This window comes from Pseudomonas sp. 5Ae-yellow, assembly GCF_014077575.1.
Lineage (GTDB): Bacteria > Pseudomonadota > Gammaproteobacteria > Pseudomonadales > Pseudomonadaceae > Halopseudomonas > Halopseudomonas neustonica.
Genome location: NZ_JACGWE010000057.1, coordinates 1 through 13,179 on the forward strand (window position 1 = coordinate 1; position 13,179 = coordinate 13,179).

Sequence of the window (13,179 nt, forward strand, 5' to 3'; positions counted from 1 at the left end):
AAGAGGTCAAGAAGTTTAGCATCCATAGCGACGGCGGCAGTTGGGTCTGGTTGGTGTTGTGGTGACCCAAACTTAACCCAGCTTGTCCGCCGTCCCTACTAAATTCCCGCTAATCCGCGATGAACCTAAAAAAGGGCGGTGCCGCAAGCGATACCGCCCTTTTTTAGTCAAACTTGCGCGGGGAAATCGCTCGCAGCGTGACGCTCCGCCAACTGTTCAGAGGCTTCGCCCCATACGCGGTTAACCATTCGCCCGCGCTTAACGCCCGCTCGCGCTGCAACGGTCGAAGCCCAGCGTTGTACATGGGTATATTCATGTACCGATAGGAACTCGGCTGCGCTGTAGAGGTTGCCTTCAACCATCAGGCCATACCAGGGGTAAATGGCGATATCAGCAATACTGTAGTCGGCACCGGCCATGAATTCGCGCTCTGCCAGATTGCGGTTCAGCACATCAAGCTGGCGCTTGACCTCCATGGCAAAGCGATTAATGGGGTACTCGAACTTCTCCGGCGCGTAAGCGTAGAAATGTCCGAAACCACCACCGAGGTAGGGCGCTGACCCCATCTGCCAAAATAGCCAGTTCAGCGCTTCGGTACGCTGGGAGCGCTCGGTCGGCAAGAACGCACCAAATTTCTCGGCGAGATACAGCAGGATAGAGCCTGACTCAAACACCCGAGTCGGCACGTCAGTACTGTGGTCTACCAGCGCAGGGATTTTCGAGTTGGGATTGGCCTCAACAAAGCCACTGGAGAACTGATCGCCTTCACCAATGTTGATCAACCAGGCATCGTATTCAGCGTCGCTGTAACCCAGCTCCAACAGTTCCTCGAACATCACTGTCGCTTTGACGCCGTTGGGCGTGGCCAGGGAATACAATTGATGAGGCTGCTTGCCTATCGGCAGATCCTTGTCATGGGTAGGGCCTGCGATGGGGCGGTTGATGTTGGCAAACTTGCCGCCGCTTTCGGCGTCCCAGGTCCAGACTTTAGGTGGCTCATACTGCTTGTCATTGCTCATTTTACGGTTTCCCGAACAGTGATTGGCTGGCGTCGAGGGGCCACAGTTATGTGGCTGATTGCCAAGCCTAGCACGGAGCAAGCAGTTGTGGAGTGGCGTTATTTAGTGAGAGTTAGATGATTGGTAAAGGAGCGCTGCAGGACGAATCAGTTGCGATCTCCCTGCAGCGGTTTGGCTCAACCTCGCTCGATGTGCTGCTGATGAAGCTCGTGCAGACGCTTGCTGCCATCTTCGGCATGGACGGCGAAGGTAGTCAGGGCTGAGAGTGAGAAGAGTAGGGCGATGGCGAATTTCATGGTTGCAGTCCTTCTGATTGCAGGTTGGAATGGCGACTGGTGTCGCCGTTTGACCTGTACAGAGTAAGGGAGCAGCACTGATGCCAGCATGACCTGCAGATTACATATCTGTCATCTGCAGAGTTTGAGGAAAGCGCAGTTCGAAGCGCACTCCCTGCTCTTCGTTGAAGACCTGCGCGCTGCCGCTATGCAGGCGCATGATGGCCTGTACTATAGCCAATCCCAACCCACCACTGTGGCCTGGCTGACTTCTTGATGGATCGGCCCGATAGAACCGCTCAAACAGCCTGGACAGATGCGGCGGTTTAATCTGTGCACCCTGATTACTTACGCTAACGATGTGCTGATTATCCTGCTCTGCGCTGGCGATCAAGATCTGACTGCCGGGGTCGGCATGGCGAATAGCGTTGGCAATCAGGTTGGCTAGGGCGCGGGTGAGCATATCCGGTTCGGCGCTCAGGGTGCCGCTGCATTGATTGACCAGCTGCAGATCACGCTCCTGCGCCATGCCCTCGAAGTACTCACACAAGTCTTCAACCAGCTTGTTAAGGTCAGTCGGCTGGAGCGCTAGCGAGCGTTCCGGCTGCTCACTACGGGCCAGGAATAACAGACTGTCGATCATCCGCGCCAGGCGCTCGAACTCCTCCAGATTTGACTCCAGCAACTGCTCGTAATCCGCCGTGGTACGCGAGCGGCTCAGCACCTGTTGTGTTTGGCCCATGAGGTTGTTCAGTGGTGTACGCATTTCATGCGCGAGGTCAGCTGAGAATCGTGCCAACTGCTGATAGCCCTCATCCAGCCGGGCCAGGGTCTGGTTAAGGCTGGTCTCCAGCAAGCTTAGCTCCAGATAATCGCTGTCTGCATGCAGCCTGCGGTGCAGTTGCCCGCTGTCGATGGCGCCTGCCTGTGCGGCCAACTGCCGGAGCGGGCGCAGGCCGCGCTGGCTGATGAAACCACCCAGTAGAAACGTCACCAATCCACCCAGGCTGAGGGCGATGATCAGGGTGTTGCGATAGGACGCGAGCATATTCTGGCGCTCGGTGAGCAGGTGTCCGGCAATCAATACCAGTTGTTTGTCGTGGAGGCTGATCCGCTGTGCCACCAGGCGGTAGGGTACTGCTGGGTCTTGATGGAAGGTCGGCTGGGATGAGGCCTGCAGTTCTGGCAAGGGCAGGGCGGCCGGGTTGATGCTCAGCAGAGGCTTGCCTTGAGTATCCAATACCCAGAGAAAGTGCTGAGTATTACCCAGCATATTGGCATAGAGTTCCGGTCTTTCCAGTAGCGCCTGAATGTCAGGGGTGTTCTTGAGCAGCAACTGCATGCGTTCAAGTCGGCCGAGTAGTGCCTGATCGTCGCGCCAGGCGATCTCCTGCTGCAGGGAGCGGTACAAATACACGCCAATGATGCCGAGCGACAGCATGCTGATCAGCGCGAAGGCCAGCGCCAAGCGCATGCTGAGTGAACGCTTGAATTGCTTCATGCGACGCTATCCAGTTTATAGCCCATGCCGCGCACGGTATGTACCAGTTTCAGCTGGAAGGGATCATCCAGCTTGGCCCGCAAACGGCGAATAGCGACATCCACCACATTGGTGTCACTTTCGAAGTTGATATTCCAGACCACCGAGGCGATGCGGCTACGTGACATGACTTCACCCGGATGACTGATCAACAGCTGCAGCAGCGCAAACTCCTTGTTGGTGAGCGTGATGCGTTGACCGTTGCGGCTGACGTGTCGGCGCAACAGGTCTACCTCCAGATCCTCAAGTCGATAATGCTCTACCTCACGCAAGGGTGAGCGCCGCAGTAGACTCCGCACCCGCGCCAACAGCTCAGCATAGGAGAAGGGCTTGACCAGATAATCATCGGCGCCCAGTTCCAGGCCTTTTACCCGATCTTCAACGCTATCGCGCGCCGTCAGGAAAAGTACCGGCGTGTCGCCATGGCGGCGGATCAGCTTGATCAACTGCCAGCCATCGATGCCGGGCAGCATGACATCAAGAATGACCAGGTCGAAGCGCTCCTCTTCAATCAGGTGCCGCGCATCCAGCCCGTCGAGCGCCACCTCGACCTGATAGCCGGACTCACTCAGTCCCTTCTGCAAGTATTCGGCTGCTTTGCGTTCGTCTTCAACTACCAGTATGCGCATCGGTGTCTCCTTCTCAGGCCTTCAGGTTAGAGGTAAAGGCGCGGCCTGCCCATTACAAAAGCGTAATGCAGCGGCAATGCTGCGGTAGTTGTGTCGATTGCACTATTGCCTGGTGTTTACGCAAACCAAGGAGATAACCGTATGGCGCACAAACTGACAATCGCATTGGCACTGCTCGGCAGCCTGGGCGCGACGGCTGTTCAGGCTGAGGTGTCCGGCATTGCCGAACGTCCAGATCTGACGCTGACCCTGGCCAACCAGTTGGCTGATGCAACTCTCAGCGCCTGTCATGCACAGCAACGCACTGCGGTGGTAGCCGTGGTTGATCGCGGCGGCAACCTGATAGCGCTGCAACGCGACGATAACGTCGGCCCACACAATACGCTAGCGGCACAACGCAAGGCATTTACCGCACTCTCAACCAAAACGGCAACCGGACTTTTGGCCGAGCGTGCACGCAATAACCCCGATGCAGCCAATCTAAACACCCTGGATGAGCTGCTACTGCTTGGCGGTGGTGTACCTGTTGCCATCGATGGGCAGGTTGTTGGTGCGCTTGGGGTAGCCGGTGCTGGCGGTGCCAGCACGGATGAAGGATGTGCGCAAAGCGCCATCGATAAGCTGATCAAAACCAACTGAGCTCCAGGAGAATCTGTATGAACGCTATTAGTCGCATCGCCGGTGGTATTTTACTTGCCAGTTGCACAACCCTCGCTATGGCAGCGGGTAACCCGCTCAGCGTGCACGTCCTTAACCTTGAAGATGGTTTGCCGTCATCTGACGTGCACGTCACGCTTGAGCGTCTGCAAGGCCAAAGCTGGCAGCCCTTGAGCGAGGGCGTCACCAATGAGCAGGGCCGCATTACTGAACTTTTCCCGCAGGGCCAGACGCTGCAGGATGGTACCTACAAGGTTACCTTCAAAACCGGCGACTGGTTTGCACAGCATGAAGCCAAGACCTTTTTCCCCGAGGTGCCGGTGATTTTTGCTGTGGATGCTTCGGTAGAGCATTACCACATACCACTACTGCTGAGTCCTTACGGGTTTTCTACCTATCGCGGTAACTGATTGATGTCTGGCGTACTTGGGTAACTGAGTACGCCAAGACTGACGTGTTTCAACCGCTATCTGTTTTGCAGGCTACTCAAACCAGCTCGCTGCCGACATCCCACCAGTTGGGCAGCAACTCACGCACCGCGCGTTGTCCAAAACGGTCGTCCAGCAAATAAACCACGCCGCTGTCATCAGTACTACGAATTACCCGTCCCGCAGCCTGCACTACCTTCTGCAAGCCAGGATAAAGGTAGGCGTAGTCATAGCCATTACCGCCGCTATCAGCAAACATCGCCTGCATCCGTTCCTTCATTTCCTCGTTGACCGGGTTGATCTGTGGCAGCCCCAGAGTGGCAATAAAGGCGCCAATCAGGCGCTTGCCGGGTAAATCAATACCTTCACCAAAGGCACCGCCCAGCACGGCAAAACCTACGCCGTTACTGTGCTCGGAGAAGCGTGCGAGAAAGCCATGGCGCTCGGCTTCATTCATGCTGCGTGACTGGGCCCAGGTCGGGATGCTTGGGTAATCCGCAGTGAATTGATCCAGCGCTTGCTGCAGATAAGCGTAGCTGCTGAAAAACGCCAGATAGTTGCCGGGCTTGCGCGCAAACTGATCGGCTATCAATTGACAGATTGGGCGCAGGCTGGCGCTGCGATGCTGATAACGGGTGGACAGGTTGCGGATCACCGAGACGCTCAATTGCTCAGCCTTGAAGGGCGACTCCACGTTGATCCATTCAGCCTCTTCCGGCAATCCGAGCAGGTCGGAGTAATACTGCGCCGGGCTCAAGGTGGCGGAAAACAGCGTTGTGCTGTGCGCGGTGAGAAAGCGCTGCTTGAGAAAGGGCGCGGGTACTATGTTGCGCAGGCACAGGGTTGACAGCGTCTTGCGTCCGGCAAATTCCTCATGCCGGGTAATATCAAACAACGAATGCGGCCCATAGGCCTCCGCCAGACGGCAGAACAACATGGCGTCCAGATAAAACCGCAGCAAGGCAGCGTCGTTGCCCGTGGGCTGGTCGGTCAGGTGGTCGGTGATGGCGCTGACTGCTTTTTGCAGGCTGGCGATGAACAGGTCAGCAATGGTTGGGTAGATCTGATAGTCGTCCACCTGGTCCTGATGCAAGGTATTCCAGTGGCGCGCAACCCGGTCGAGCACGGTTTTCAGGGATTTTGGCGCGTTGCGCCGCAATACATTGAACACCTGCTGATCAAGCTCGGCGGTATACATGCCGCGCGCGCGGTCAATCAGGTTATGCGCTTCGTCTACCAGTAGCGTAATACGCCAATCGTTAAGTACGGTCAGGCCGTGGAGTAGGGCGGTCATGTCGAAGTAATAGTTGTAGTCGCCAACCACTACGTCGCTCCAGCGGCACAATTCCTGGCTCAGATAGTAAGGACAGACCTGATGCTCCAGTGCGATTCGTCGCACGCTGGGTTGATCCAGCCATTTCGCCTCAACCGCCGCTGCACGCGCGGCTGGCAAACGATCATAAAAGCCTTGCGCCAAGGGGCAGGAGTCGCCGTGGCAGGCTTTATCTGGATGCTCGCAGGCTTTGTCGCGGGCGGTATGTTCGAGTACCCGCAATGGCATATCGATTTGCTGGCTGCGCAGGGTTGAGAGCGCCTCAAGTGCCAGCTGCCGGCCTGGTGTCTTGGCGGTAAGAAAGAACAGTCTATCCAATTGTTGCTCGGGGAAGGCCTTGAGTTGCGGGAACAGGGTGCCCAGCGTTTTTCCAATACCAGTGGTGGCCTGGGCCATGATGGTCTCACCATCGCGCGCGGCGCGGTAAACCGCTTTAGCCAATTGGCGCTGCCCGGTACGAAAACCGGCATGCGGAAAGCGTAACTCTTGCAGGCACAGGTCGCGCTCGGCGCGGTGCTCGGTTTCCTGTCTGGCCCAGGCGATAAAGCGATCGCATTGCAGGGCGAAGAAACGGCGTAGATCGTCAGCCTTGAAGGTCTCGCGGTACGGCGTTTCCTGTTGGGTCATAACGTTGAAATACACCACGGCCAGATCCAGCTCTGCCAACTCCAGCTCGACACACAGCAGCCAGCCGTACATTTTCACCTGCGCCCAGTGCAGGCTGCGGTGGTTGTCCGGAATACGGCTGACATCGCCGCGATGGGTCTTTATTTCTTCCAACAGGTTTTGGCTTGGATCAAACCCATCTGCGCGTCCGGCGACCAGCAGCCCCGGATAACTGCCGGCCAACACCAACTCGCTGATATAGTCGGGACCGCGACGGCCAACGACGGTCTGATGTCCGGCGATGCCTTCCTGTGCCGTGGGTGCAGGGGTAAAGCGCAGATCGAGATCGCCTTCCTTGGCGGTGAATTCGCAGAGCGCTCGCACTGCTACGCGGTAAGTCATGCCTCGCGCTCCTCTTGACTCCACTGCACGTAACAGACCTCCACCGGCATCGCGTGCTGTGCGCAAAAGGCCAGCCAGCGGCGCTGATTATCCTGCAGCCTATCTCCGGGGCCTTTCACTTCGATCATGCGGTAGCGCCGCTCCGTCGGCCACAACTGAATCAGGTCGGGCATGCCCGCGCGGTTCGCCTTGATATCACCCAGTAAGCGCTCAAACCAGTGCTTGAGGTGGGCAGCGGGTATGCACGTCAGTGCCTGCTCAAGCAGCTCGTCACTGAGCATGGACCAGACCACGAAGGGCGACTGGATACCCTGTTTTTGCTGAAATACGGCACGTATGCAGTCCAGGTACTCTTCGCTTTCCAGTCGCGCCAGACAGTGGTCGAACAGATCCCGCCGGCGTGAATAAAAGTCGCTGCTGTGCAGGTCAGCGGGTGCGCTATGGAATGGGTGGAAAAAGGCACCCGGCAGCGGAGTAAACACGGCATCCCAGCAAAGCAGGCCAAACAGGCTGCAAATGAGGGTATTTTCGACGTAATACACTGGCGCGTCATGTTCCGCAAAGTGCATCGCGACGGCCTGCTCAACGCCTGTGTCAGGTTGTCTGGGGAGCTGCAGCCGCTGTTCTGGAGTGGCTATGTCTTTTTTTTCTTTGCTGGATGCGTACTTCAATTTACGCTCCAAGCGCCTGAGCGCACGCTCCACCAGTTGGCGCTCGGCCTCGTTTTCAGGACTGGCATCCGCCTGTACCGCAAGCTTGTAGGCGGCGTCATATTGTTGGGTCTTTTCCAAAATACGGATTTGCCGTTGGCGAGCACCTGTATAGCGGCATTGTTGATACAAAAGCAGCGCTTCATCCAATGCGCCGTCACGCTCGAGCTGTTGGCTGAGCTGAAACAGCAAGCGCTGATGGCGCTGCTCGATCCAAGGGTTTTGGCTTTGGAACTGACCTAGCTGCGCCAGCGTATCGGCGACGCTGGCGCCATCGGCAAAGGCTTCACGACAGCGCCGCAGATGAAGGTAGTCGTCAATGTCACGGCGACTATGAAAGCCGCGTGACTGCGCTGAAAACCTGACCTGCTCATAACGAAACACTCCGAGATCGGCCAGTACAAACTCGGACCAGCTTTGTGCGAGGTTGCCAAAGAATAGCAGCCGGAAGCGATCAAACAGTTCACCCAGAGTGAGGCTGTAGAGCGTGTCGGCTGGAATCTGAGGCCATTGTTGCCAGGGCATCGCCAGACTTTGTTGTTGCTCAAGTTGCTCAGTCAGCGCAGCCTTGCTGAGCTTGGACCCACTGTCGCTCTCTGTCAGCACGCCAAGCAATTCGTGTTTGAGCAGCAGTTTAGCCAGCTCTGCCGTACTAAGCGGGTGTTCGGTGGATAACCAGCCCAGATCAATTAGGGGCTGTGCCGCCGTTTCTGTGCAGCCTATCTCGTCGTACGCCAGTTTACTCAAGCGAAAATGCGAGCCCTTGCGCATGACCATACGCACCAGCAGCGCTTGAGCGGACTGGGGCAGGGTGCGGAACTGTTCAACGAAAGAGATCTCCTGCGTAGACAGCAGGTCAGAATAACGTCCTGAAACCCAGTCCAATACGGTTTGGAAGTTTTTCAGATAATAGAAATCGGCAGCTTGAGGTATCGGCATACGGTCACATACTGGTTGTGCGTACAGTATTGTCCGTCTACAAAAAGCGGGTTGCAAGCCCGGTATAACAAGAAAGCTCTTCGATACTTTGATTCAAGGCCTACAGGTAGTCGTTGAGATTCAACTCCATCATTTGCTGTAATTCCGCTACTGGCCGGGGTTTGCTGAGATAGTAACCCTGCACCATGTCGCAGCCCTGATCACGCAAGAAATGCAGTTGCGCTGATTGTTCAACGCCCTCGGCGACGACCTGCAGCCCTAGTTTGTGCGCCAGTAGTATTGTGGCCTCGACAATAGCAGCGTCACTGGCGTTGTCAGGTAGCGCACTGACGAAGCTACGGTCAATCTTCAATGTGTGTAATGGGAAACGTTTAAGGTAAGCAAGCGAGCAGTAGCCAGTACCATAATCGTCGATGGCGACTCTGATACCGAGTTGCTGCAGGGCATACAAGGTGCTGGCAGAGGTGTCCAGATCCTGAATAAGCATTTGCTCGGTGATTTCGAGCTCCAATTGCTCGGGGGGGAAGCCAATCTCTTTCAGCACGTCTGCCACTTTGCTGGCCAGATCGCCTTCGGCAAACTGGCGTGCCGATAGGTTGACGGATACCCGCACTGGATGCTGTCCGATCACCTGCATCGCCATGGTATCCAGGCAAGCCTGCCTGAGTACCCAAAGGCCAACTTTGACGATAAGTCCGGTTTCTTCCAATAACGGTATGAAGTTATCTGGTTGAACCAGGCCACGGGTAGGGTGGTTCCAGCGTAGTAGCGCCTCTGTTCCAATAACCTTGCCAGTGCGCGTGTCTGCCTGCGGTTGGTAGTGTAAAACGAACTGATTGCGTTCAAGGGCCCAGTGCAATTCCGACTCCAGCACCAGAAGCTCCTGCTGGCGCTCATTCATCTCCGGAGCATAGAACTGAAACGAGCGGCCACCAGCCGCTTTTGCCTGGTACATGGCTGAGTCGGCGTTGCGTAGCAAGGCCTCAACGCTGCTGCCATCGTCTGGATAGATTGATACGCCGGTCGTGAAACTGACGAAGATATCCCGCTGATTAACGCGTACCGGTTGCTCGAAGGCACGCTTGAGCTTGTCTAGTACACCGACGATTGCTTGTGGTGCTGTGAGATCAATGGCGACAATGACAAATTCATCGCCACCGTAGCGCGCCAATAGGTAGTTAGGACGTAGGTAGCGAGCCATGCGCACACTGACTTGTTGTAATAATTGATCACCTAGGCTGTGTCCGAGGCTATCGTTAACCCGCTTGAAATTATCCATATCGAGAAACAGCACCGCCATCTTTGAGCCATGCTCTTGAGCGCGCTGGATCTCGGTTTGTAGCTGTTCGGCCAGCAGCACCCGGTTGGCAAGTCCGGTTAACTCATCGTGGGTGGCCTGATGTTGTAACTCCGCTTCAAACTGTTTGCGCTCGCTTATATTGCGCCCAATACTCGAGAAATAGGCCGTTTGCCCCGTTTTTTCACGATGTGCGATCACCACCTCGGAGAGGTAAATTTCATTACCCTTGGCATCGGTCAGCATGGATTCGCGTTCGAATATGCCGTGTTTTTCTGCTTGTTTCAGTGCGCTGAGAATAAGTTCTTCAGCTATTCGCATACCATGGCTGGTCGGTGCTTGCTGACGATAGGGTGTCTGGTAGGAGACGTCGCCGAGCAACTCCTGACCGGAGCGATTCAGATACAGAAGCTTGCCATCCCGGTCACTGATAGCCACTACGTCTGTGGTCGCCTCCAGAATGGCGTTGAGGCGCGTCCTTTCTTCATCTGCTTTAACCCGCTCGCTAACATCGCGGCCAGTTGATACAAAATGCGTAATTTTCCCATCGGCATCAACCAGAGGCGTTATTACCTTTTCCTCGTAAAATAATTCACCAGATCGTTTGCGGTTAATCAGCGTGCCACGATAGGTACGGTGTTGCTTGAGGGTTGACCACAGGTCTGTATAAGCGTCCGGCTCCTGCTCGGTGGCTTTCAATACATCCGGCGACAGTCCCGTTATGCTGGCAGCGCTGTACCCCGTCATTTGCTCAAATGCCGGATTGACATACTCGATACGGCCATCGCTGTTGGTGATAAAAATGCTGTCTTCAGTCTGATCAACTGCTTGCGAGAGCTTGCGCAGCAGTTCACTGGATAGCCGATGTTGCTTTTGCGCCGCACGCTCGGCAACGGCACGTTGAATGACCGGAGCCAGCCGTTGCAGGTCATTTTTGACGATATAGTCTTGTGCGCCGGCTTTAATCGCTTCGACTGCCGCTTTTTCACCCAGGGTGCCGGACACATAAACGAACGGGAGGTCTTCGCTGTGTTTGCGCACTGTTTTTAGCGCGGCTGCGCCATCAAAGAGCGGCATGCTGTAGTCGGAGAGCACTACATCCCAGTTAAACTCAGACAGTGCTTGCTCAAGCGAACTTTGGGTCTCGACACGTTGCCACTTGATCGACCAGCCCTGTGTTTCCAGGTGATGGATAACGAGTAGCGCGTCATCTTCGTTATCCTCCAGCATCAGGATGTGCCATTGATGGGCGGCGTGTGACTGCAGCATGACTACCTCCTGTTTAAGCGTCCAAAGCGGGACAATTTATTTGCAACCAGTAACGGCTTAGCTCGTGGATGACTTTTACGAACTCGTCAAAGTCTACAGGCTTGCGAATATAGCTATTGGCGCCGCATCTATAGGCACTGTACCGATCACTCAGTTCTAACGAGGAAGTCATTACTACGACTGGAGTTAATCGCGTTTTTTCGTTATCACGGACTTTTTTTAGTACTTCAAGTCCTCTGATAATAGGTAAATTAAGATCAAGTAAAATCAGTGCAGGGTTAATGGGGTTCTCAACGTTACCAAATAGCTTGGTGAGCGCCTGCTGACCATCTTCAGCAATAACGATGTCATTAGACATGTTGTTGCTTTTCAACGCATGTAGCATCAATGCTACGTCATCCGGATTGTCTTCTACCAAAAGTATAGATTGGTTTCTCATAGGGTATTCCTGACCGAGTTGAACTTCAGATAGAAGCTCGCACCTTTTCCGGGTTCTGCTTCCGCCCACACACGACCGTTCAGTTTTGCCATGATGCGAGCAATGGTGGCCAAGCCGATACCGGTACCTGGAAAATCACTGGCACTGTGCAGGCGTTGAAAGGGCGTAAAGAGCTTGTCGGCATATCCCATGTCAAAACCTGCGCCGTTGTCGCGGATAACGACAACCTCCCCACCGTCGCGTCTCTCTCTCTCTATGTTGATATGGGCTTCGCCTACTTTGGCGGTAAATTTCCAGGCATTGCTGATCAGATTCTCGATGGTCACTTGTAATAGCACAGGGTCAGCGTCAACCCACAGGTTCTTTTGCACGTAAACTTGCACGTTGCGCTCCGGCTCGGCTTCTCGCAGGTTCTGTACGACTTTTTCGGCTACCTCACTCAGATTGACCTCAGTCAGGCTGACATCAGCCTGGGTGACGCGCGCGAGCATCAGAAGATCGTCTATCAATGTGCTCATTTTGTTTGCGGCAGCGCGAATTCGATTAAAGTAGTTCGCTTCTTGCTCATCCAGTTTTTCAGACAAACTGCTTAACAGTATGTTGCTGAAACCGTCGATCGCTCGCAAAGGGGCGCGAAGGTCATGAGATACAGAGTAGCTGAATGCTTCCAGCTCTTTATTGACTAGTTGCAGATCGTTATTTCTCGAAGCAAGCCCCTGGTTCAGCTTCTCTATTTTGCGCGTTAGTTCACGGCGCTCGGTTACATCTCTGATTGCACAGAAAGTCAGCTTCCCCGAGTCGGTTTGTATAGGGCTCAGGCTGATCTCAACCGGGAACTCGCTTTTATCCTTGCGCAACGCCTTGAGATCGAGCCCTACGCCCATAAGCCGTGCTTTAGGTGCTTCGGCATAAAGCTGGCGATGCTTCTGGTGTTTGTTTCTAAGCGTTGCAGGCAGAAGCGTTTCCACTTTCTCCCCTAATAACTCATGCTTCGCGTACTCAAACAGCTTGATGGCCTGATCGTTAATCAGAACGATAGTACCGGCATCATCCGTAATAATGATGGCATCTGGCGCAGCTTCAATCATGGCGCGGAACTTGGCTTCGCTAGCCTGCAGTTCGGCTTCGGCCTGGGAACGCTGCACCATCGAGCGTGATAGCAAGAATGCCAAGACGGCCAGGATAAACACAACCACCGCGCCTGCAGCCCAGAACCTTTTTTTCAGGGGCGCAACCGCCTGCTTAACTTGCTCACCCGCAAGGTATGAAACCAGGTACAACTTACCCAATGTTTGCTCTGACTCTTTGATGGTGGCATTGGAAAGCTCGACGGGAGTAAAGCTGTAATGATCATTGTTAATGGTCAGCTCGCCAAGCTCAGGCGCATTGATGATTTTGCTCCACAGTTTGATGTGCTCTACGGGGAGGCTATGGGCGCTGCGCGCGGGCAGCATAAACCCCCACTCATGTTCGGGGGAGGGACCTTTGAGCCAATAGCCATTTTGATTAACCAGGGCGGTTGCAGGAGCTGAGTGCAACACGGTTATTGAATTGACGCAGGAGCATCATATTGCATAGCCAAGGCTTTCTGCATCACTTCGCTCATGACTTCGATAGGACATTTGAAATCGAAGCG

11 protein-coding genes are annotated in these 13,179 nt (G+C 54.9%); 3 read left to right on the top strand and 8 right to left on the bottom strand.

Annotated features, from left to right (window positions below; all coding sequences use genetic code 11):
- Window positions 1-167: 167 nt before the first annotated feature.
- Window positions 168-1,019 (bottom strand): glutathione-dependent disulfide-bond oxidoreductase, encoded by an 852-nt coding sequence (yghU, locus tag H4J77_RS18035; protein WP_182249810.1) that lies wholly within the window; start codon window positions 1,017-1,019, stop codon window positions 168-170.
- Between the two features lie 116 nt (window positions 1,020-1,135).
- Between yghU and H4J77_RS18040 the strand changes: the two genes are divergently transcribed.
- A complete protein-coding gene (locus tag H4J77_RS18040) occupies window positions 1,136-1,282 on the top strand; it encodes a hypothetical protein (RefSeq protein WP_182249812.1) in 147 nt (48 codons plus the stop codon).
- A 133-nt stretch (window positions 1,283-1,415) separates the two neighbouring features.
- Here H4J77_RS18040 and H4J77_RS18045 read toward each other — a convergent pair whose 3' ends face one another.
- Window positions 1,416-2,795 (bottom strand): heavy metal sensor histidine kinase, encoded by a 1,380-nt coding sequence (locus tag H4J77_RS18045; protein ID WP_182249814.1) that lies wholly within the window; start codon window positions 2,793-2,795, stop codon window positions 1,416-1,418.
- Window positions 2,792-3,463, bottom strand: coding sequence for a heavy metal response regulator transcription factor (locus tag H4J77_RS18050; protein WP_123891111.1), 672 nt, complete (start codon window positions 3,461-3,463; stop codon window positions 2,792-2,794). The genes H4J77_RS18045 and H4J77_RS18050 overlap by 4 nt, the downstream gene beginning before the upstream one ends.
- 141 nt (window positions 3,464-3,604) lie before the next feature.
- On the opposite strand from H4J77_RS18050, the gene H4J77_RS18055 reads away from it, so the two are divergent.
- Window positions 3,605-4,102, top strand: coding sequence for a heme-binding protein (locus H4J77_RS18055; protein ID WP_182249816.1), 498 nt, complete (start codon window positions 3,605-3,607; stop codon window positions 4,100-4,102).
- A gap of 17 nt (window positions 4,103-4,119) precedes the next feature.
- The gene (gene uraH / locus H4J77_RS18060; protein WP_123891109.1) at window positions 4,120-4,530 is read left to right on the top strand and encodes a hydroxyisourate hydrolase; all 411 of its coding nucleotides are present in this window, start codon (window positions 4,120-4,122) and stop codon (window positions 4,528-4,530) included.
- Between the two features lie 76 nt (window positions 4,531-4,606).
- Here the strand turns inward: uraH and H4J77_RS18065 are convergent, their stop codons facing one another.
- The 5 genes from H4J77_RS18065 to H4J77_RS18085 all read right to left on the bottom strand — a co-directional run bounded on the left by H4J77_RS18065 (window position 4,607) and on the right by H4J77_RS18085 (window position 12,997).
- The gene (locus H4J77_RS18065) at window positions 4,607-6,889 is read right to left on the bottom strand and encodes an ATP-dependent DNA helicase (RefSeq protein WP_182249818.1); all 2,283 of its coding nucleotides are present in this window, start codon (window positions 6,887-6,889) and stop codon (window positions 4,607-4,609) included.
- On the bottom strand, window positions 6,886-8,538 hold the full coding sequence (locus H4J77_RS18070) for a VRR-NUC domain-containing protein (RefSeq protein WP_182249820.1): 1,653 nt from the start codon (window positions 8,536-8,538) through the stop codon (window positions 6,886-6,888). The genes H4J77_RS18065 and H4J77_RS18070 overlap by 4 nt, the downstream gene beginning before the upstream one ends.
- Before the next feature lie 100 nt (window positions 8,539-8,638).
- Window positions 8,639-11,104, bottom strand: coding sequence for an EAL domain-containing protein (locus H4J77_RS18075; RefSeq protein ID WP_182249822.1), 2,466 nt, complete (start codon window positions 11,102-11,104; stop codon window positions 8,639-8,641).
- A 13-nt stretch (window positions 11,105-11,117) separates the two neighbouring features.
- A complete protein-coding gene (locus tag H4J77_RS18080; protein WP_182249824.1) occupies window positions 11,118-11,543 on the bottom strand; it encodes a response regulator in 426 nt (141 codons plus the stop codon).
- Complete coding sequence (locus H4J77_RS18085; protein ID WP_182249826.1) at window positions 11,540-12,997, bottom strand: PAS domain S-box protein; 1,458 nt, start codon at window positions 12,995-12,997, stop codon at window positions 11,540-11,542. Before H4J77_RS18085 ends, H4J77_RS18080 begins: the two co-directional genes overlap by 4 nt.
- Window positions 12,998-13,179: the final 182 nt, after the last annotated feature.